The sequence below is a fragment of the Microbacterium sp. BWR-S6Y genome (genome assembly GCF_041379845.1).
Classification (GTDB): Bacteria; Actinomycetota; Actinomycetes; order Actinomycetales; family Microbacteriaceae; genus Microbacterium; species Microbacterium hydrothermale.
In genome coordinates this window covers 230,352-250,163 of sequence record NZ_JBFECV010000001.1, presented here as the reverse complement: position 1 = coordinate 250,163, position 19,812 = coordinate 230,352, and the positions used below count along the sequence as shown (strand labels likewise).

Annotated in this window: 17 protein-coding genes; 7 read left to right on the top strand and 10 right to left on the bottom strand. The window is 71.2% G+C overall.

Annotated features, from left to right (window positions below):
* Positions 1-88 precede the first annotated feature (88 nt).
* From pstB to AB1K56_RS01105, 4 genes are all read right to left on the bottom strand, one after another.
* Positions 89-868 (bottom strand): phosphate ABC transporter ATP-binding protein PstB, encoded by a 780-nt coding sequence (gene pstB, locus AB1K56_RS01120; RefSeq protein ID WP_264631205.1) that lies wholly within the window; start codon positions 866-868, stop codon positions 89-91.
* Between the two features lie 19 nt (positions 869-887).
* Positions 888-1,970: a phosphate ABC transporter permease PstA gene (pstA, locus tag AB1K56_RS01115; protein WP_371204166.1), complete on the bottom strand. Its 1,083-nt coding sequence runs from the start codon at positions 1,968-1,970 to the stop codon at positions 888-890.
* Complete coding sequence (gene pstC, locus AB1K56_RS01110; protein WP_371204165.1) at positions 1,967-2,995, bottom strand: phosphate ABC transporter permease subunit PstC; 1,029 nt, start codon at positions 2,993-2,995, stop codon at positions 1,967-1,969. Before pstC ends, pstA begins: the two co-directional genes overlap by 4 nt.
* A gap of 157 nt (positions 2,996-3,152) precedes the next feature.
* Positions 3,153-4,280: a phosphate ABC transporter substrate-binding protein PstS gene (locus AB1K56_RS01105; RefSeq protein ID WP_371204164.1), complete on the bottom strand. Its 1,128-nt coding sequence runs from the start codon at positions 4,278-4,280 to the stop codon at positions 3,153-3,155.
* Positions 4,281-4,439: 159 nt separating this feature from the next.
* Here AB1K56_RS01105 and AB1K56_RS01100 point away from each other — a divergent pair, with 159 nt between their 5' ends.
* Both AB1K56_RS01100 and AB1K56_RS01095 read left to right on the top strand, forming a co-directional pair.
* The gene (locus AB1K56_RS01100; RefSeq protein WP_371204162.1) at positions 4,440-8,384 is read left to right on the top strand and encodes a Pls/PosA family non-ribosomal peptide synthetase; all 3,945 of its coding nucleotides are present in this window, start codon (positions 4,440-4,442) and stop codon (positions 8,382-8,384) included.
* Entirely contained in the window at positions 8,381-9,679 is a 1,299-nt protein-coding gene (locus AB1K56_RS01095) for a M1 family metallopeptidase (RefSeq protein WP_371204161.1), read from the top strand. The genes AB1K56_RS01100 and AB1K56_RS01095 overlap by 4 nt, the downstream gene beginning before the upstream one ends.
* Positions 9,680-9,694: 15 nt before the next feature.
* Here the strand turns inward: AB1K56_RS01095 and AB1K56_RS01090 are convergent, their stop codons facing one another.
* From AB1K56_RS01090 to AB1K56_RS01075, 4 genes are read right to left on the bottom strand one after another with little or no spacing between them, the layout of a single operon-like run.
* The gene (locus AB1K56_RS01090) at positions 9,695-10,219 is read right to left on the bottom strand and encodes a 4'-phosphopantetheinyl transferase superfamily protein (protein ID WP_371204160.1); all 525 of its coding nucleotides are present in this window, start codon (positions 10,217-10,219) and stop codon (positions 9,695-9,697) included.
* On the bottom strand, positions 10,216-11,154 hold the full coding sequence (locus tag AB1K56_RS01085) for an NUDIX domain-containing protein (protein WP_136586648.1): 939 nt from the start codon (positions 11,152-11,154) through the stop codon (positions 10,216-10,218). The genes AB1K56_RS01090 and AB1K56_RS01085 overlap by 4 nt, the downstream gene beginning before the upstream one ends.
* Positions 11,151-13,319 (bottom strand): RNA degradosome polyphosphate kinase, encoded by a 2,169-nt coding sequence (locus AB1K56_RS01080; RefSeq protein WP_371204159.1) that lies wholly within the window; start codon positions 13,317-13,319, stop codon positions 11,151-11,153. Before AB1K56_RS01080 ends, AB1K56_RS01085 begins: the two co-directional genes overlap by 4 nt.
* 56 nt (positions 13,320-13,375) lie before the next feature.
* On the bottom strand, positions 13,376-14,068 hold the full coding sequence (locus AB1K56_RS01075; protein WP_076676835.1) for a winged helix-turn-helix domain-containing protein: 693 nt from the start codon (positions 14,066-14,068) through the stop codon (positions 13,376-13,378).
* A gap of 116 nt (positions 14,069-14,184) precedes the next feature.
* Here AB1K56_RS01075 and AB1K56_RS01070 point away from each other — a divergent pair, with 116 nt between their 5' ends.
* The 4 genes from AB1K56_RS01070 (at position 14,185) to AB1K56_RS01055 (ending at position 17,408) form a co-directional block, all read left to right on the top strand.
* Positions 14,185-14,475 carry a hypothetical protein gene (locus AB1K56_RS01070; protein ID WP_136586646.1) on the top strand — a complete coding sequence of 97 codons (291 nt, stop codon included), beginning with the start codon at positions 14,185-14,187 and terminating at the stop codon, positions 14,473-14,475.
* A gap of 131 nt (positions 14,476-14,606) precedes the next feature.
* Positions 14,607-15,206, top strand: a complete 600-nt coding sequence (locus AB1K56_RS01065; RefSeq protein ID WP_371204158.1) for an FABP family protein — start codon at positions 14,607-14,609, stop codon at positions 15,204-15,206.
* Position 15,207: 1 nt separating this feature from the next.
* On the top strand, positions 15,208-16,302 hold the full coding sequence (locus AB1K56_RS01060; protein WP_371204157.1) for a folate-binding protein YgfZ: 1,095 nt from the start codon (positions 15,208-15,210) through the stop codon (positions 16,300-16,302).
* Entirely contained in the window at positions 16,299-17,408 is a 1,110-nt protein-coding gene (locus AB1K56_RS01055) for an aromatic acid exporter family protein (protein ID WP_371204156.1), read from the top strand. The genes AB1K56_RS01060 and AB1K56_RS01055 overlap by 4 nt, the downstream gene beginning before the upstream one ends.
* Positions 17,409-17,437: 29 nt before the next feature.
* Here the strand turns inward: AB1K56_RS01055 and AB1K56_RS01050 are convergent, their stop codons facing one another.
* Positions 17,438-18,226 carry a class I SAM-dependent methyltransferase gene (locus AB1K56_RS01050; protein ID WP_371204155.1) on the bottom strand — a complete coding sequence of 263 codons (789 nt, stop codon included), beginning with the start codon at positions 18,224-18,226 and terminating at the stop codon, positions 17,438-17,440.
* Positions 18,227-18,285: 59 nt separating this feature from the next.
* Between AB1K56_RS01050 and AB1K56_RS01045 the strand changes: the two genes are divergently transcribed.
* The gene (locus AB1K56_RS01045) at positions 18,286-19,032 is read left to right on the top strand and encodes a phosphoglyceromutase (protein ID WP_136586642.1); all 747 of its coding nucleotides are present in this window, start codon (positions 18,286-18,288) and stop codon (positions 19,030-19,032) included.
* Between the two features lie 63 nt (positions 19,033-19,095).
* Here the strand turns inward: AB1K56_RS01045 and phoU are convergent, their stop codons facing one another.
* Positions 19,096-19,779 (bottom strand): phosphate signaling complex protein PhoU, encoded by a 684-nt coding sequence (phoU, locus tag AB1K56_RS01040; RefSeq protein WP_371204154.1) that lies wholly within the window; start codon positions 19,777-19,779, stop codon positions 19,096-19,098.
* Between the last annotated feature and the right edge of the window lie 33 nt (positions 19,780-19,812).

The following is a 19,812-nucleotide window of genomic DNA, read 5'->3' as shown; positions in this document are numbered from 1 at the left end:
AGCGTGCATCGCGATCGAGCGTGCATCACGATCGACGGCCACCGGGAACGACGAAGGCCCCGCCGGAGCGGGGCCTTCGCGGGGCGTCTTATCCGAAGCGTCCCGAGACGTAGTCCTCGGTGGCCTGCACGGTCGGCGCCGTGAAGATCGTGGACGTGTCGTTGTACTCGATGAGCTTGCCGGGCTTGCCGGTTCCGGCGATGTTGAAGAACGCGGTCTTGTCGCTCACGCGCGAGGCCTGCTGCATGTTGTGCGTGACGATCACGATCGTGTACTCGTTCTTCAGCTCGGAGATGAGCTCCTCGATCGCGAACGTCGAGATGGGGTCGAGCGCCGAGCACGGCTCGTCCATCAGCAGCACGTCGGGTGAGACGGCGATCGCGCGCGCGATGCACAGACGCTGCTGCTGACCGCCCGAGAGGCCCCCGCCGGGCTTGTCGAGGCGGTCCTTGACCTCGTTCCACAGGTTCGCACCCTGCAGCGACTTCTCGACGAGCGCGTCGCCGTCGCTCTTCGAGAGGCGTTTGTTGTTCAGCCGGGCACCGGCGAGCACGTTCTCACGGATCGACATCGTGGGGAACGGGTTGGGGCGCTGGAACACCATGCCCACGTGACGGCGCACGAGCACCGGGTCGACGCCCGGGCCGTAGAGGTCGTCGCCGTCGATCAGCACGCGACCCTTCACATGTCCGCCGGGGATGACCTCGTGCATGCGGTTCAGCGTGCGCAGGAACGTGGACTTGCCGCATCCCGAGGGTCCGATGAAAGCGGTGACGGAGCGAGGCTCGATGTCGATCGAGACGCCCTCGACCGCGAGGAAGTCGCTGTAGTAGACGTTGAGGTCCTGGACCTCGATGCTCTTGGACACGAAGGTGCCTTTCTTGGGCTCAGCGCGCCTTGGGCGCGAACACCGCCGCCACGATACGGGCGATCAGGTTGAAGATGACGACGAGGACGACCAGGAGGAAAGCGGCTCCCCAGGCCTGGGCCTGGGAGGCGTCGATGTCCTGCCCCGGGAAGCTGTACGCGGTGTACGCCATGACGGGGAGGGTCTGCATCGGGCCTTCGAACGGGTTGGAGTTGAAGTTGTCGGTGAAGCTCGCCGCGATGAAGATCGGCGCGGTCTCACCGACCACGCGGGCCACGGCCAGCACGACGCCGGTGATGATGCCCGACGCAGCCGTGCGCAGCACGACCTTGATGATCGTCGCCGAGCGCGGGACGCCCAGGGCGAGCGACGCCTCGCGCAGATCGGCGGGCACGAGGCGCAGCATCTCCTCCGTCGAGCGGATGACGATCGGGATCATCAGCACGGAGAGGGCGATGGATGCCGAGAACCCGCTGAAGGCCTTCGGCCCGACGATCAGGCTGAACAGCGAGAACGCGAACAGACCGGCGACGATCGAGGGGATGCCCGTCATGACGTCGACGAGGAAGGTGATCGCGCGGCGCAGCGGGTTGCTGGGCTGCGCGTACTCGACGAGGTAGACGGCGGCCAGGATGCCGATCGGCACGGAGATGAGGGCGGCGATCCCCGTGATGATGAGCGTTCCCGTGATCGCCTGCCAGGCGCCCGCGGTCGCGACGACCTCGAGGGTGTCGGGGTCGAACGCCGTGCCGCCCACCTGCGTGATGAACTGCAGGTTCACGACAGCGAGTCCCTTGGAGACCACGGTCCACAGCGTCGAGATCAGCGGGGCGACGGCGAGCAGGAAGGCCGCGGTGACGAGCCCGCGCACGACGCGGTCGACGGCTTTGCGGCGGTTCTCGACGATCGAGGAGCCGACGCCGATGGCGATCAGGTAGAGCACCGCGGTGAGGATGAGCCACGCGGCGATGTTGAAGCCGCCGAAGAGCAGCTGCAGGCCGGCGACGACGGCCGCGACGCCGACGAGCACCATCGGCTCGATGAAGCGGGGCAGCTGCCCGCTGGTGAGGGCCAGCGGCGCGGAGGGGGCCGTGACGGTCATGAGCGCTTGCCCTTCTTGCGACCCTTGGCGCCGGGGCCCGTCGCGCCGATGATGTAGCGGGCGAACATGTTGACCGCCAGCGAGATGACGAACAGCATCAGACCGGTGCCGATGAGCGCGGAGCGCTGCAGGTCGGTCGCGATCGGGAAGTTCAGCGCGATGTTGGCCGCGATGGTCTGCGAGTTGTACCCGTCGGTCAGCAGGAGCACCGAGTAGATGAGGCTGGGCGACACGATCAGCGCGATGGCCATGGTCTCGCCGAGGGCGCGGCCGAGGCCGAGGAGCGTCGCCGAGACCATGCCGCTGCGCGCGTAGGGGAACACCGCCAGGCGGATCATCTCCCAGCGTGTGGCACCGAGGGCGAGGGCGGCCTCTTCGTGCAGGCGCGGCGTCTGCAGGAAGATCTCGCGCGTGATCGAGGTGACGATCGGGAGGATCATGACCGCGAGCACCACGCCACCGGTGAGCATGGTCGAACCCGTCGACGACACCGGCCCCTGGAACAGCGGGATCCAGCCGAGGTACTCGTTGAGGAACTCGCCGACGGGCAGCAGCAGCGGGCGCATGACGATGATGCCCCACAGGCCGAAGACGATCGAGGGCACCGCGGCGAGCAGGTCGACGACGTAGCCGAGGGCGCCGGCCACGCGACGCGGGGCGTAGTGCGAGATGAACAGCGCGATGCCGATGGCCACCGGCGTGCCGATGATCATGGCGATGAAGGCCGCCCACACGCTGCCGAAGAGCAGCGGGCCGACGTACTCCCAGAAGTTCGACCACTGCCCGTTCTGGTAGCCGGCGAGGTCGCCTTCGCTCCAGTTGGCCGTGATCGCGGGCAGACCGCGAAGGATGAGGAAGATCGCGACGCCCGCGAGGATGATCATGATCGACACCGCGGCCGTGGTCGACAGACCCAGGAAGACGGAGTCGCCGACCCGGCGCTTGCCCACGATGCTCGTGCGGGCCGGGGTCGGATCGGTCGGTGCGGACGGGGCGGTCTCGGTGTCGGAGACGGTGTCAGTCACGGGGGACCTTACGCTCGGCACGGGTCATGGGTGCTCCTCGGTCGGGTGGTCTCTGAGGATGTCGGCTCAGCGGAGCGTTCGACTCGGGTCGACCGTTCCGATCAGCCCGGCCCGACCCGCACGGAAGGTGCGAGCCGGGCCGAAACCGGAGAGATGTTTACTTGATGGCGGCGAGCGTCTCGGCAGCAGCCTCGAGCACCGAGTCGGGCAGCGGGGCCGAGCCGGCGTTCTTTGCGGCAACCTGCTGGCCGAGCGAGCTGGTCACGAAGCCGAGGTACGACTTCACGAGCTCGGCCTGCTTGGCGTCCTTGAACGAGGTGCAGGTGACGGCGTACGAGACCAGCGGGATGGGGTAGGTCTCGGCGGTGAGCTTCGAGTAGTCGAACTTCTTCGACAGGTCGCCCGTGACGCCGTTGGAGGCGTCGACGGCCGCGGCCTCGAAGGTCGCCGTGACGGCCTCGGGGCTGTAGGCGACGGCGGTGCCGTCCTGGATGACCGACGCCGCGTTCAGGTCGCCGATGGCGGAGTGGTCGGCGTAGCCGATGGTGCCGGAGCCGGCCTTGACGGCCTCGACGACGCCGGAGCCGCCCTTCTGCTTGGAGACGTTGCCCTCGATGGGCCAGTCCTTGCCCGCGGGCGAGGTCCACACCGACGACTGGGTCGCGGCGAGGTAGTTCGTGAAGTTCTGGGTCGTGCCCGAGCCGTCCGAACGCGCGACGGTGGTGATGGCGCCGGCGGGAAGCGCGGTGCCGTTGTCCTTGGTGATGGCCGGGTCGGACCAGTCGGTGATCTGCAGCGCGAAGATCTTCGCGATGGTCTCGCCCGAGAGCTTGAGCTCGGTCACGCCGGGGATGTTGAAGATGATCGCGACACCGTCGAGGTAGACGGGGATGTTCACGCCGCCGTCGGTGCACAGCGCCTTGGACTGGGTCGTCTGGTCGGCGTTGAGGGGCGCGTCGGAGCCGGCGAAGTCGTACGCGCCGCTCAGGAAGTTGGTGACGCCACCGCCGGAGCCCTGCGACTTGTCGTAGTTGATCGTGACGCCCTTGGCCTGGGCGTTGTAGGCGCTGGTCCACGCGGCCTGCGCGTTGGCCTGGGCGCTGGAGCCACCCGCGGTGATCGTGCCCGAGAGGTTCGGGTCGATGCTGAAGGCCACGTCGGACGAGGTGGGGGAGGCTGAGGTGCCCGCGGCGTCGCCGGAGCCCGAGGTGCCGGCGCAGCCGGCGAGAGTCAGGGAGGCCACGGCGGCCACGGAGCCCAGCAGGGCGAGTCGGGAGAGCTTCACGGTGTGAATCCTTCGCATGTTTGGGGACGGAACCCGGTGCAGGGTTCGTCGTGAACGGTAAACAGCGACTCTTAAGAGTCTGCGTTGTGCGGGTGAACGGAAGGTGAACCGGGGCGGCCCGTCCGGGGTGTTTCCCGGGGCCTTGTACTGTTCGTCCCCGTGACGACCTCCGCCTCCGCCGCCCAGGCTCCGCTCGATCGAACGGATGCCGCCGCCCCCGCGCGCACGCTCATCGACCTTCTGTCGGCCGTGGCCGCACGGCATCCCGAGGCCTCCGCGATCGACGACGGATCCGGCGCCCTCAGCTACCGGGAGCTGCTCGCCCGCGTGTGGAAGACGGCCGCCGCCCTGCACGACGCGGGGGTGCGACGCGGCGACCGCGTCGGCGTGCGCATGCCGTCGGGCTCGAAAGAGCTGTACGTCTCGATCCTCGCCGTGATGGCTGCGGGGGCCGCGTACGTTCCGGTCGACGCGGACGATCCGGACGAGCGTGCGCGCCTGGTATTCGGCGAGGCGGGCGTGCGCGGGATCGTCGCCGGGACCGGGGAGTTCGTGCCCGCCGAGGGCGACGGCGACCTCGTGAGGTTGTACGAGGGGGCCGCGCCGCACCCGAGCACGAGCGCCGTGCCGATCGTGGCCCCGCCCACGGTCGACGACGACGCCTGGATCATCTTCACGTCCGGATCGACCGGCGTGCCCAAGGGCGTGGCCGTGTCGCACCGCTCCGCCGCGGCCTTCGTCGAAGCGGAGGGGCGCATCTTCCTGCAGGGCGAGCCGCTCGGCCCGGGCGATCGCGTGCTGGCCGGACTCTCGGTCGCGTTCGACGCCTCGTGCGAGGAGATGTGGCTCGCGTGGGGTCACGGGGCGTGCCTCGTCCCCGCCCCGCGCTCCCTCGTCCGCTCGGGCGAGGACCTCGCGCCGTGGCTGCTGCGGCAGGGGATCACGGTGGTCTCGACGGTCCCCACCCTCGCGGCGATGTGGCCGGCCGACTCGATCGAGAACGTGCGCCTGCTCATCTTCGGCGGAGAGGCGTGCCCGCCCGAACTGGCCGCCCGCCTCGTCGCCGAGGGGCGCGAGGTCTGGAACACCTACGGGCCCACCGAGGCCACGGTCGTCGCGTGCGCGGCACCCCTGGACGGCACCCTCCCGGTGCGCATCGGCCTGCCCCTGGACGGCTGGGCGCTCGCCGTCGTCGACGCGGAGGGACTCCCGGTCGCCGAGGGCGAGGTGGGCGAGTTGATCATCGGGGGCGTCGGTCTCGCGCGCTACCTCGATCCCGCGAAGGATGCCGAGAAATACGCGCCCATGCCGACCCTCGGGTGGGAGCGGGCCTATCGCTCGGGCGACCTCGTGCGCTTCGAAGCGGCGGGGCTCGTCTTTCAGGGGCGCGCCGACGACCAGGTGAAGGTCGGGGGCCGTCGCATCGAACTCGGCGAGGTCGAGTCGGCCCTGCAGGACCTTCCTCAGGTCAGCGCCGCCACCGTCGCGGTGCGCACCACCGACGCCGGCGTCCCCGTGCTCGTGGGATACCTCGTCATGGAGGACGGCCGCGAGCTCGATCGCGCAGCCGCCCGCTCGCTCCTGGCCGAGCGCCTGCCGGCCGCGACGATCCCGCTGCTGGGGGTCGTCGACTCCCTCCCCGTGCGCACGTCGGGCAAGGTCGACCGCGCGGCGCTCCCGTGGCCGCTGCCGGGAGTGGACGCCCCCGCCCCCACCGACTTCTCGGCCGACGAGGCGTGGCTCGCCGAGCAGTGGCAGGCGGTGCTGGGGCTGGCCGTGACCGATCGCAAGGCGGACTTCTTCGATCTCGGGGGCGGCTCGCTCGCCGCCGCGCAGCTCGTCTCCCGCATCCGCGCGCGCGTGCCGGAGTTCTCCGTCGCCGACATCTACGACGTGCCGCGGCTCGGCGCGATGGCCAAGGCCCTCGGGCCCCAGCTGGGCGACGAGACGCCGGCGTCGTTCCACCGGGCGGTTCCGACGCCGCGTGCGACGCAGTGGGTGCAGACCGTGCTCGGTGCTCCGCTGTTCATCCTCTCCGGCATCCGCTGGCTCCTGTACCTGCTCACGGCGTCGGCCATCCTGCAGCTCGTGCCCGGGTTCGAGGTGCTGCCGAGCGTCCCCTGGGGCGTGCTCGTGGTCGGGCTGCTGGTCTTCGCGACGCCGTTCGGGCGCATGGCGATCGCCGTGGCATCCGCGCGACTGCTGTTGGCGGGCGTGCGCGCGGGCGACTATCCGCGCGGGGGCTGGGTGCACATCCGGCTCTGGCTCGCCGAGCAGATCGCCGACCAGGTGGATGCCGTCGGCCTGGCCGGAGCGCCCTGGGTGTCGTACTACGCCCGTGCGCTGGGCGCGCGGATCGGTCGCGATGTGGATCTGCACGCGCTGCCCCCGGTCACCGGTCTACTCGTCGTGGGCGACGGGGCGTCGATCGAGCCGGAGGTCGATCTCACCGGGTACTGGATCGACGGCGACCTCGTGCGCATCGGCGAGGTGCGCATCGGCGCCGAGGCGACCGTGGGCGCCCGGTCCACTCTCGCGCCGGGGACGAGGATCGGCCGTCGCGCCGAGATCGCCCCGGGTTCCGCGGTCTTCGGACGGGTCAAGGCCGACCAGTCGTGGGCCGGGTCTCCCGCCGTCCGCGTGGGCGGAACGGCCAAGGACTGGCCGGCCGAACGGCCGCCGACGCCCACCCGCTGGCTCTGGGCCTATGCGGCGTCGGCGGTGCTGCTCGCGCTGCTCCCGCTCGCCGCGTTCACGGTCGGCGGTCTCGTCCTCGCGCAGGGGATCCGCGGATCGGCGACCCTGGCCGACGCGGCGGGAGCGGCCTTCGCCTGGCTCGTTCCGGCCGTCGCCGTCACGGGACTCGTGTTCGCGGCATCCGTGGTGCTGCTTGTCCGCGTGTTCTCGCTCGGGCTCGCGGAGGGGACGCACCCGGTGCGCAGCCGCGTGGCGTGGCAGGCGTGGACGATCGAGCGTCTGCTGGACGCTGCGCGCACGATCCTGTTCCCGCTGTACTCGTCGCTGTTCACCCCCGTCTGGCTGCGGATGCTGGGCGCGCGCGTCGGCCGTGACGTCGAGGCATCCACCGTCCTTCTCCTGCCGTCGATGGCGCGGATCGAAGACGGCGCGTTCCTCGCCGACGACACGATGGTCGCCTCGTACGAACTGCACGCCGGATGGCTGCGGATCGGGCCGGTGCGCATCGGCAAGCGCGCGTTCCTCGGCAACTCGGGCATGGCCGCCCCCGGTCACCGGGTGCCGCGCGACGGACTCGTGGCCGTGCTGTCCGCCGCGCCGCGCAAGGCGAAGGCCGGATCGTCCTGGCTCGGTTCACCGGCTGTGCGCCTGCGGCGTCTGTCGGCGGAGGGCGACGAATCGCGCACCTACCGCCCCACCGCGGGACTCCGACTCGCCCGCACGCTGTGGGAGCTGTGCCGGTTCGTGCCCGTCGTCGTGACGTGCGCCATCGGCCTCGGGGTCGTGTTCTCCCTCGCGGCGCTGTGGCAGGGCGTCGGACCGGTGTGGACGCTGCTGCTGTCGGGCGTGGTCCTGCTCGCGGCCGGGGCCGTCGCCGCCGGCGTCTCCACGGCGGCGAAGTGGGCGATCGTCGGTGTCATCCGTGCGGGGGAGCAGCCGCTGTGGTCGAGCTTCGTCTGGCGCACCGAAGTGTCGGACACCTTCACCGAGATGGTCGCTGCGCCCTGGTTCGCGCGGGCGGCCGCGGGAACCCCGGCGTTGGCCGTCTGGCTGCGGAGCCTGGGCGCGCGCATCGGTCGCGGCGTGTGGTGCGACAGCTACTGGCTCCCCGAGCCCGATCTCGTGACCCTCGGCGACGCGTCGACGGTCAATCGGGGCTGCGTCGTGCAGACGCACCTGTTCCATGATCGAATCATGAGCATGGACACCGTCGAGCTCGAGCCCGGGGCGACCCTCGGGCCCCACAGCGTGGTGCTGCCGGCCTCGACCCTCGGCGCCCACGCCACCGTCGGTCCCGCCTCGCTCGTGATGCGCGGCGAGACCGTTCCCGTCGGTTCGCGGTGGAGCGGCAACCCCATCGGCCCCTGGCGCGCGGTGAAGGTGCGCGCCTACCAGTCGACGTCGTGAGCACCGCCGACCCTTACGCCCCGCAGAGCGGCGACGTGTCATACGACGTGCTCTCGTACGATCTGACGCTCGGCTACCGCGTCCGCACCAACCGGCTCGAGGGCGTCGCGACGATCCGCGCCGTCGCCCGCGAGGCGCTGTCGTCGTTCGCACTCGACCTGGTGGGACTGCGCACGAGCCGTGTCCGGGTGAACGGGATGCCGGCGCGGTACGCCGGCGGACCGCGCGTGCTGCGCGTCACCCCGGGTGGGTCGATCGCCGCGGGAGACTCCTTCGACGTCGAGGTGACGTACGCGGGCGCTCCGGCCCCGCGGCGCTCGCGGTGGGGCGCCGTCGGGTGGGAGGAGCTGACCGACGGTGCGCTGGTCGCGGGGCAGCCGATCGGCGCGCCCACGTGGTTCCCGTGCAACGACCGGCCCGACAACCGCGCGACGATGCGTATGGAGATCACGGTCGACGACGGCTACACGGTCGCGGCCACCGGCGTCGCCGGGGCGAGCACGCGCCGCGGTGGTCGGGTGACGACGACTTTCACCTCGGACGTCCCCACGGCGACCTACCTCGCTGCGGTGCACGTGGGCCCCTATCGGACGCGCCCTCTCGTCGGCAGTGGGGATGGCGCCGTGCCGGCCGTGGTCGTCACGGCCCCGCCCGCGCTGACGGCGGCCGCCGACCGGGCGTTCTCGACGGTGCCCGACATGCTGCGTCTCTTCGAGCGGTTGTTCGGGCCGTATCCGCAGGAGGCGTGCACCCTCGTCGTGACGGCCGATGAGCTCGAGATCCCGCTCGAGGCCCAGGGCCTCGCCGTCTTCGGCATGAACCACCTCGTCCCCGCCGCCCAGCGGCTCGTGGCCCACGAACTCGCCCACCAGTGGTTCGGCAACAGCGTCGGTCTCGCGCGCTGGAGCGACATCTGGCTGAACGAGGGGTTCGCCTGCTACGCGGAGTGGCTGTGGTCGGAGCAGTCTGGTGCCGCCGACGTCGAGAGCTGCGTCGCCGAGAATTACGCCCGTCTGGCGGCGAAGCCCCGCGATCTGCTGCTGGTCGACCCCGGACCCGACGACATGTTCGACGACCGCGTGTACAAGCGCGGCGCGATCGCCCTGCACGCGGTCCGTCGTGCGCTCGGCGACGGTGCGTTCTTCGACCTCCTCCGCGCCTGGACCGTCGAGCACCGGCATGGGCTGGTCACCACCGATGACTTCCGTCACGCCGTCGAGCGGGCCGGGGGAGCGGATGCCGCGGCGGTCCTGTCGCGCTGGATCGATCACGAGGCGCTTCCTCCGCGTCCCTGAGCGTGGCGCGAAGCGTCAGCGCACGGCGATGGCGGCAACGAGGCCCGCGGGGGCCTCGATGTCGACACCGTTCCAGTTGCGAGGTTTCCTCGCGACGCCTCCGTCACCGACCGCGTGTCGGATGCGGGCCGTCCAGGCCGGACCCTGACCGCGCACCTCCACCCGCGCCGGATCGACCGCGAGACCTCGTCCATCGGCCTTGAGCACGGCCTCGACGCGGGCCCATCCGATCGCATCCTCGCCGCCGTGCGGGAGGATCCGCTCCAGACCGGCGGCGGCGGCGGGGACCGCATCGACGCCGATCCGCGTGTGGTTCCACGTCACCGCCACCACGGCCCACCCCGGTGCGTAGGAGACGGAGACGGCGGCATCCGCCCCCTCCACGCGCGGGCGACCGTGATCGCCCCCGCACGCGGCGCAGCGCGACGAGACGGTCGCGCCGGGGAGCAGCTCAGCGAGGAGGGCCCTCGACGCATCGCGCCGGGGCGAGCCGGCGGAAACCTCCCGCCAGGCCACCTCGACACCGGGCGGAAGCGTCACACCTGCGGTTCGTGCGTCTCGATCGCGACGATGCCCGCGCCGGGGTGCTCGACCGGCACGTGCACCACTGAGAACGCGGCGGGCTCGAGCGCCGAGGCGCTGCCGAGGTAGGAGCCGCTCATGGTGCCCGTCGCCAGCGCGAGCTCGTGCAGGATGTCGGGCAGCACGGGTCCGTGGCTGGCGAGCACGACGGGCTTGCGCGAACGCACCCGCTGCCCGATCACCGACCGGGCGTCGGCGCGGCCGTCTTCCCAGGCGTCCTGGCTGATCGACTCGGCGAACTGCACGCGCTGACCGATCGCCTGGGCGATGGGCGTGGCGGTGCGGACGCAGCGCTCCGCCGGGCTGGAGATCACGCGACGCACCCCGAACGCGAGCAGCGGCCCCACGATCGCCTGGGCCTGGCGTCGGCCGCGGGTGGTGAGCGGGCGGGCGGTGTCGCTACCCTCCCAGTCCTCGCGCGACCGCGCCTTCGCGTGCCGCAGCACGACGATCGGGAACGTCGGCAGGGCGCCCTCGTCGACGATCCGGCAGAACTCGTCGAGGATCTCGATGTCGACGGGGTAGCTCAGCCGCTTCCGCGCCTTCTTCAGACTCACCCACTCGATCGCGGCGACCTCTTTGTTCGGCACGAACGACGAGGTGCGCACGGCCGCGTCGGTCGCTTCGGCCGCCCAGTAGTGCACGATCTTCGTCCGGCCGTTCGGCATCCGATATCTCGACACCCCCACGGGGACGCCCAGGGCGACACGGATGCCGGTTTCTTCGCGGATCTCGCGCACGGCGGTCTCGGCGAGGGTCTCACCGGGGTCGACCTTGCCCTTGGGCAGCGTGAGGTCGCGGTACTTCGTGCGGTGGATGAGGAGGATGCGGAGCTTGCCCTCGATCACCCGCCACACGACACCGCCCGCGGCGTAGACGGCGGTCTCGGTCACCGCGCCGTCCGCGCGCGCCGCTTGCGCTGCACGAGCGCCATCGTGTGCTCCTGCAGGTCGACCAGGGGAGCGCCCTCGGCGTCGGTGCTGTGCCGCGTCCATTCGCCCTCGGAACCGAGGTGCCAGGAACTGGTGCCGTCGTTCATCGCGAGGTCGAACAGCGTCGTCAGCTCGCGAACCTGCGCCTCGTCGACCACCCGGACGAGCGCCTCGACGCGCCGGTCGAGGTTGCGGTGCATCATGTCGGCGCTGCCGATGAACACCTGCGGGTCGCCGTCGTTCGCGAACGAGAAGATGCGCGAGTGCTCCAGGTAGCGGCCGAGGATCGAGCGCACGGTGATGTTCTCGCTCATGCCCGCGACCCCGGGCTTGATCGAGCAGATGCCGCGCACCCACACCTCCACGGGCACCCCGGCCTGGCTGGCGCGGTAGAGCGCGTCGATGATCTGCTCGTCGACCATCGAGTTGACCTTGATGCGCACGCCCGACGGCCTGCCGGCGAGGGCGTTCTGCCGCTCCTTGTCGATGTGACGCAGCAGCCCCTTGCGCAGGTGCAGGGGGGCGACGAGGAGGCGCTTGAACTTCTTCTCGATCGCGTAACCGCTGAGCTCGTTGAACAGACGCGTGAGATCGCGACCGACCTGGTCGTCGACGGTGAAGAGGCCGAAGTCCTCGTAGATGCGACTGGTCTTGGGGTTGTAGTTGCCCGTGCCGACGTGGCTGTAGTGGCGCAGGCGCCCCTCTTCTTCGCGGATGACGAGAGCGAGCTTGCAGTGGGTCTTGAGGCCGACGAGGCCGTAGACCACGTGCACGCCCGCCTTCTCGAGCTTGCGCGCCCACACGATGTTGTTCGCCTCGTCGAAGCGCGCCTTGACCTCGACGAGGGCGAGCACCTGCTTGCCGGCCTCCGCCGCGTCGATGAGGGCCTGCACGATGGGGCTGTCGCCCGAGGTGCGGTACAGCGTCTGCTTGATGGCGAGCACGTGCGGGTCGCGCGCGGCCTGCTCGAGGAAGGCCTGCACACTCGTCGCGAACGACTCGTACGGGTGGTGCACGAGCACGTCGCCCTTGCGGATCGCGCCGAACAGGTCGGCGCGGCCGTTCTGCTCGGGCGGCTGGAAGGCCAGCGCCGTCTTGGGCACGTGGGGCGGGTAGTGCAGGTCGGGACGGTCGATGCGCGACAGGTCGAACAGGCCGCGCAGATCGAGGGAGCCGGGGAGGCGGTAGACCTCCTGGTCGGTGATGTCGAGTTCGCTCAGCAGCAGGTCGCGCGTGACGTCGTCCATGTCGTCGGTGATCTCGAGACGGATGGGCGGACCGAAACGGCGGCGGAGCAGCTCGGCCTCGAGGGCCTGGATGAGGTTCTCGGTCTCGTCCTCCTCGATCGTCATGTCCTCGTTGCGGGTGAGGCGGAACGCGTGGTGGTCGAGCACCTCCATCCCGGGGAAGAGGTCGCCGAGGTGATTGGAGATGAGTTCTTCGAGGGGGAGGTAGCGCACGCCCGGACCGTCGCCGGCGACCTCGACGAAGCGCGGGAGCATGGGCGGCACCTTGAGACGCGCGAACTCCTGCCGCCCGGTGCGGGCGTTGCGGATGCGGATGGCGAGGTTCAGCGACAGCCCCGAGATGTAGGGGAACGGGTGCGCCGGGTCGACGGCCAGCGGCATGAGCACGGGGAAGACGTTGCGCTGGAAGTACTCGGTCAGACGGGCCGCGGTGTCGTCGTCGAGCGAGTCCCAGGTGACGACCTCGATGCCGGCCTCGGCGAGGGCGGGACGCACCTTCTCGGTCCAGGCGGCGGCGTGGCGCAGCTGCAGGCGATGCGCCTCGGCCGAGATGTCGGCGAGCACGTCGAGCGGCGCACGGCCCACGTTGGTGGGAACGGCCAGGCCCGTCACGATGCGACGCTTCAGACCCGCGACGCGCACCATGAAGAACTCGTCGAGGTTGCTGGCGAAGATGGCGAGGAAGTTCGCCCGCTCGAGGACCGGCACGGCGGGGTCTTCGGCGAGTTCGAGTACGCGCTGGTTGAACGCCAGCCAGCTCAGCTCGCGGTCGAGGTAGCGGTGGTCGGGCAGCTGGTCGTCGTCGGCCTCGACGGCCTCGTCGAAGTCGTCGTCGTCGGCGTCGCCGAGCCCGGCATCCAGCGCGTCGTGTTCCATCATCCCCACATCATTGCAGGGGTCGGTGACACGGGAGTGAACACGCGGTTCCGCACGTCTCAGGCGGGGGCGGATGCCGCCGCGGGCGCGTCGTCCTCGTAGACGTTGAACCGGTATCCGACGTTGCGCACGGTGCCGATCAGCTGCTCGAGATCACCGAGCTTCGCGCGCAGTCGTCGCACGTGCACGTCGACCGTGCGGGTGCCGCCGAAGTAGTCGTACCCCCACACCTCGCTCAGCAGCTGCTCGCGCGTGAACACGCGGGAGGGGTGCGTGGCGAAGAAGTGCAGGAGCTGGAACTCCTTGTAGGTCAGGTCGAGCGGCTTGCCGTGCACCTTCGCCGAATACGACGACTCGTCGATCGTGATTCCGGAGGTCTGGATGCGCGTCGACACCTGGTCGACCGTGCGCCGCCCCATCGCGAGACGGATGCGCGCGTCGATCTCGGCGGGGCCCGCGCCCACGAGCACGACGTCGTCGATTCCCCAGTCGGTGGAGACGGCAGTCAGGCCGCCCTCGGTGACGATGAGCACCAGGGGGGCTTCGACGCCGGTGGTCGACATGATCTTGCACAGCGACTTCGCGCCGACGAGGTCGAAGCGCGCGTCGATGAAGATGACGTCGGCGCTGGGCGCGTTGATCAGCTGCGCCGCCTCGGCGGGGATCTGGCGCACGCGGTGGCTCAGCAGTTCGAGCGCGGGCAACGCCGCACCGCCGCCGGGGGCGGAGCTGAGAACGAGAAGCTGAGCCAAGTGGACCTCCCCGCGCGGCCTGCCGCGCACCCGATCATCTTAGGGTGAGGCGCCGCGCCCCACCGTCACCGGCGCTTCGCGTGCATCCGCGAGGCCCTCTGAGTGATGATGGGGGCATGTCGACTCCCGACCTCACCCCCCGACGCACCTTCGGCGGGATCGTCGCCGTCTGGGTGCTCGCCGCTCTGGCCGGGGTGGCGATCGGTCTGTTCGCCCCGGCGGGATGGCGCGCCCAGTGGATCAGCGTCGCCCTCGGCGGCTGCATCATCGCGGCGTTCGCCGTGCAGCTCTGGTACGGCCGGTCGCAGGCCTTCATCCAGCGCATGGCGCTGAGCAGCCTCGGCGCCCTCGTCGTCCTCGGCGTCATCACGGCCGGTTTCGCGCTGGCGCAGCTCGCCGCCCTCTAAGATCGAAGCATGGACCTCCTCGCGCTCGAACTGTTCTTCGTGGGACTTCTCGGCCTCGCCTCGCTAGCGATCGCCTTCGTGTCGGGAACGGTCATCTGGAACCTCTATCGCGGCCAGCGCTGAGCGCTCCCGTGATCGAGATCCCGACCGACCTTCCGGCCGACCTCGTCCCCCTGTCGTGGCTCGTCGGTGTCTGGGAGGGCACCGGCGTCATCGACTACGAGGCCGACGGACGCACCTTCTCGGGCGAGTTCGCGCATCGCGTGAGCTTCAGCCATGACGGCGGCGCCTTCCTCAACTACTCGGCCGACGCCTGGCTCCTCGAGGGTGACGAGCGCCGCCCCCTCGTCTCCGAGATCGGCTACTGGCGACTGGCGCGGCCCGTCGGTGACGCCGACGCCGGTCCCGCTCTGCTGCCGCCGACGGCACCCGCCGTCGAGCGCACCGCCGACGACGTCGAGGCGCTGCGCAACGCCGACGGCGGCTTCGACATCGAGGTGAGCCTCGCCCACGCCGACGGCGTGCTCGAGCTGTACGTCGGGCAGGTGAAGGGCCCGCGCATCGACCTGGCGACCGATGCCGTCGTGCGCACGGCCGGTGCGAAGCCCTACGCCGCGGCGACGCGCCTGTACGGCCTCGTCGACAACCACCTCCTGTGGGCGTGGGACATCGCCGCCCTCGGCCGGGAGCTCGGCTCCCACGCGTCGGCGCGTCTCGCCCGGGCGGAGTGACATGAGCACCCTCACCGACGTCCCCGGTGCCGTGATCGACGACCGGGGACTCCGCCACGTCGGTTCCCCTGTCGCGGAGCAGCGCAGACTGGCCTCCGGTCGCGCCCTCGCCCCGCTCGGCGACAGGCGCGTGATCTCCGTGGGCGGAGACGACCGCCGCAGCTGGCTCGACTCCCTCTCGTCGCAGGCGCTCACGCACCTGGCGCCGGGGGTGTCGACCGAGATGCTGATCCTCGATCCGCAGGGGCGGGTCGAGCACGCGGCATCCGTCATCGACGACGGAGAGACCGCCTGGCTGATCGTGGACGCCACCGACGCCGAGGCGTTGGCCGCGTGGTTGACCCGCATGCGCTTCCGCCTGCGGGTGGAGGTGCGCGAACGCTCCGAGGACCTCTTCGTGGTCGGCGGAACGCGCGAGGCGGTGGCGGGGCTCCGCACCGTCGCGCCCGTCTGGGTCGACCCGTGGCCCGAGGTCTCTCCCGGCGGCTGGGCGTACGCCCGCGTCGAGCCGCACCCCGGCGCCGAACGCGACTGGGCAGAGGCCGTCGTGGATGCCGCGGAGTTCGAGCGACTGATCGACGCCGCCGTGCGCGGCGAGCTGTCGTTGGCCGGCCTCGACGCGGTCGAGGCGTTGCGGGTGGCCGCGTGGCGCCCGCGCGTCGGGGTGGACGCCGACGAGCGTCTGCTCCCGCACGAGATGGATTGGCTGCGCACCGCGGTGCACCTGTCGAAGGGGTGCTACCGCGGCCAGGAGACGGTGGCGAAGGTGCACAATCTCGGGCACCCGCCGCGCCGTGTCGTGGCCCTTCAGCTCGACGGCAGCGACAATCTGCTCCCCGTCCGCGGCGACGAGGTCCTCGCCGGCGACAACGTGGTCGGCACCATCACCTCGGTCGCGGTGCACCACGAAGAGGGGCCGATCGCCCTGGCCCTGGTCAAGCGCACCGCCGCGGACGGGGTGCCGCTCGTGGTCATGACCGCCGACGGTCCGCTCGCCGCCTCCGCCGAGACCATCGTCCCCGCGGATGCCGGTGCGACGGCGGCTGTTCCGCGCCTGCCGCGCCTGGGCCGCCGCCGCAGCAGCACCCAGGAATGAGCGCGGACGAGTCGTCGACGACCGTCGGGGTCGTCGTCCCTCGTTCCCGCTGGAGGTCCACCCTCTCCCGGCGCGTCCACCGCGTGCGCGAGTCGGTGCCCGCGATCGCCCAGATCGTCGTCGCCGCGACGGCGGCATTCGCCTTCGCGCACTTCGTGCTCGGTCACCCGGTGCCCCTGCTCGCCGCGACCGTGACGGTGTCGAGCCTCGGGCTGGTGCGCGATGCCCGACCGTGGCGGGTCGCGGAGACCGTGCTGGGCATGCTCGTCGGCATCCTGATCGCCGAGGTCGTGCTGCTCGTCGCCGGTGCCGGCTGGTGGCAGATCGCCGTGGCGATGGCCGTCACGCTCGTGGTGGCGCGCTTCCTCTCGCCGCAGCCGGGGTTCGGGCTGGCGGCCGTCGTGCAATCGCTCATCGCCCTCGTGCTCGTCTCGGGGGCGCCGTTCCTGCGGCTCGTCGACGGGGCGATCGGCGGTGTCGCGGCGCTCGCGGTGACGGCCCTCATCCCGAGGACGCTGCGGCGCACGGAGCTGCGCGACGCCGATGAGCTGTTCGACGCCTTGGATGCCGCGATGTCGACGATCGTGCGGGCTCTGCGCAAGGGCGACCGGGCCCGTGCGGAGCGCGGTCTGGAACGCGCGCGTTCTCTCCAGACCTACGTCGACGCGTGGAGCGGGTCGTTGGAATCGGGTCGCGAGGTGGCGCGGATCTCACCGTTCCTGCGCCGTCAGCGCACCGAGCTGCAGCGCCACGAGCGCGTGCGGGAGGCCCTCGACCTCGCGACGCGCAACCTGCGGGTCGTGGCGCGCCGCGCCGCCTATCTCTGCGCCGATGGGCAGCCGCGCCCGGTGCCCGCCGATCTGCTCGCCGAGCTCGCCCGGGCGGCCGCCCTCGTGCGCGACGGTCTCGACGACATCTCGATGGAGCCCGCGGCGCGCGAGGCCCTCACCGCGCTCACCCGTCGCCTCGACCCCGCGCGGCTCCTCCCCGACGGCGGGATCGGCGAGCTCAACCTCGTCGCCGCGATGCGCCCGCTCGCGGTCGACCTGCTCGTCGCCGCGGGCGTGCCGTCGGCCGACGCGCGCGCCCTCCTGCCGCGCATCTGAGAGACGCGGGCACGCCGCGCTCGCGCGGATTACCGCGGAGCGACGGCCTCCCACGACACCCCGACCTCGCCCAGTCTCCACCGGTCGCGGCGCACCAGCGGCCAGCCCGCGTCGGCGAGGGCCTGCATCGCGGTGCGCCAGCGGTGCACCGGCCCGAAGGGGGCGACGCTCGCCGCGCGCGCCCACTCGCGATCGAGGGATGCCACGAACCCGTGCACGCGCTCGCCGTCGACGTTGCGGTGGATGAGCGCTTTCGGCAGGCGCTCGGCCGCGATCGCGGGGGAGTCGAGCCCGCTGAGTCGCAGCGAGACCGTGAGGGTGCGGGGGACGGCATCCGCTCCCACCTCCGCCCAGGTGGCGATGCGGCCGATCTCGTCGCACGTGCCCTCGACGAGGATGCCGTCGGGCTGCAGACGGCCGCACATGCGCGCCCACGCCTCGGCGACGTCGGCCTCGTCGTACTGCCGCAGTACGTTCATCGCCCGGATGACGGCCGGGCGCCGCCCGTTCGGCACGGGCACCTCGAAGCCGCCGCGGGCGAAGGAGATGCCGGCGACATCCTCGGCCTGTTCCCTCGCGCGCGAGACCCGGTCGGGATCGATCTCGAGGCCGAGGACGGTGGCATCCGGTCGGCTCCGGTGCAGCCGGGAGAGGAGCTCGAGTGGCGTCACCGCGCTCGCCCCGAAGCCGAGATCGACGACGAGGGGATCGTCCGTCCGGCGCAGCACGGGGTGGCGGGCGATCCACCGGTCGATGCGGCGCAGGCGGTTGGAGCCCGTCGTGCCCCGCGTGGGGCGTCCGACGGGCGAGGGGGTCACTCCGACATGATGCCAGCATCGACTCGGGAGGCGGGCCCGCGCGTCGATAGCATGGGGTCATGCCTCACACGCTGATCCTCCTCCGCCACGGGCAGAGCGAGTGGAACAAGACCAACCAGTTCACCGGCTGGGTCGACGTGCGACTCACCGACCAGGGCAAGGACGAGGCCAAGCGCGGCGGCGAGCTGCTGGCCGAGTCCGGCGTTCTCCCCGACGTGCTGCACACCTCGGTGCTCAGCCGCGCGATCCAGACCGCCAACATCGCGCTCGACGCGGCCGACCGCCTGTGGATCCCGGTGAAGCGCTCGTGGCGTCTCAACGAGCGTCACTACGGCGCGCTGCAGGGCAAGGACAAGGCGCAGACCCTCGAGGAGTTCGGCAACGAGCAGTTCATGCTGTGGCGTCGCTCGTTCGACGTGCCGCCGCCGCCGCTGCCCGCCGACGACCAGTACAGCCAGGTCGGCGACCCGCGCTACGCGGGGATCGACGGCGAGGTCCCCGACACCGAGTCGCTCGCGATCGTCATCGACCGCATGCTGCCCTACTGGCACAGCGACATCGTCCCCGACCTCCAGGCCGGCAAGACGGTGCTCGTCACCGCGCACGGCAACTCGCTGCGCGGCCTCGTCAAGCACCTCGAGGGCATCAGCGACGCCGACATCGCCGAGCTGAACATCCCCACCGGCATCCCGCTCGTCTACCGCCTCGACGACGACATGAAGCCCCTCGGCCCGGGCGAGTACCTCGACCCCGAGGCCGCCGCCGCGGGTGCCGCCGCCGTGGCCGCGCAGGGCAACAAGCACTGACGCCGCGAACACGAAAGGGGGTGGATGCCGCGGCATCCACCCCCTTCCGTGTCCAGGCCGTGATCAGATGACCGGGCTCGGCTCGTGCTCGACCTCGTCGTCGGCGCCGGCCCAGTCGCCGGTCGCGAGGTAGACGACCTTCTTGGCGACCGACACCGCGTGGTCGGCGAAGCGCTCGTGGTACCGGCTGGCCAGGGTCGCGTCGACCGTCGCCGTGGCCTCGCCCTTCCAGGAGTCGCCGAGGACCTTCTCGAAGACGCTCACGTGCAGCTCGTCGATGTCGTCGTCGGCGTCGCGGATCGACTCGGCGATGCGCAGGTCCTGCGTGCGCAGCAGCTCGGCGAGCTTGCGCGCCACGTCGACGTCGAGCTCACCCATGCGGGTGAACGTCGTCTTGAGGCCCTTCGGGATCGCGCGCTCGGGGAAGCGCGATCGCGCGAGCTGAGCGATGTGCTCGGCCATGTCGCCCATGCGCTCGAGCGAGGCGCTCACGCGCAGGGCGGTGACGACGATGCGCAGGTCGCGGGCGACGGGCTGCTGGCGGGCGAGGATCTCGATGGCGAGCTCGTCGAGCTCGACCGCCTTCTCGTCGATGATCGCGTCGGCTTCGATGACCTCTTCTGCGAGGGAGACGTCGCTGGTTCCGAAGGCACGCGTGGCGCGGTCGATCGCGACCGTCACGAGGTCGGCGATCTCGACCAGGCGGCTCTGGACGTCCTCGAGGGACTGGTGGAATACTTCGCGCATCGCGGGTACCTTCCTCGTCGGCGGCACGGCACA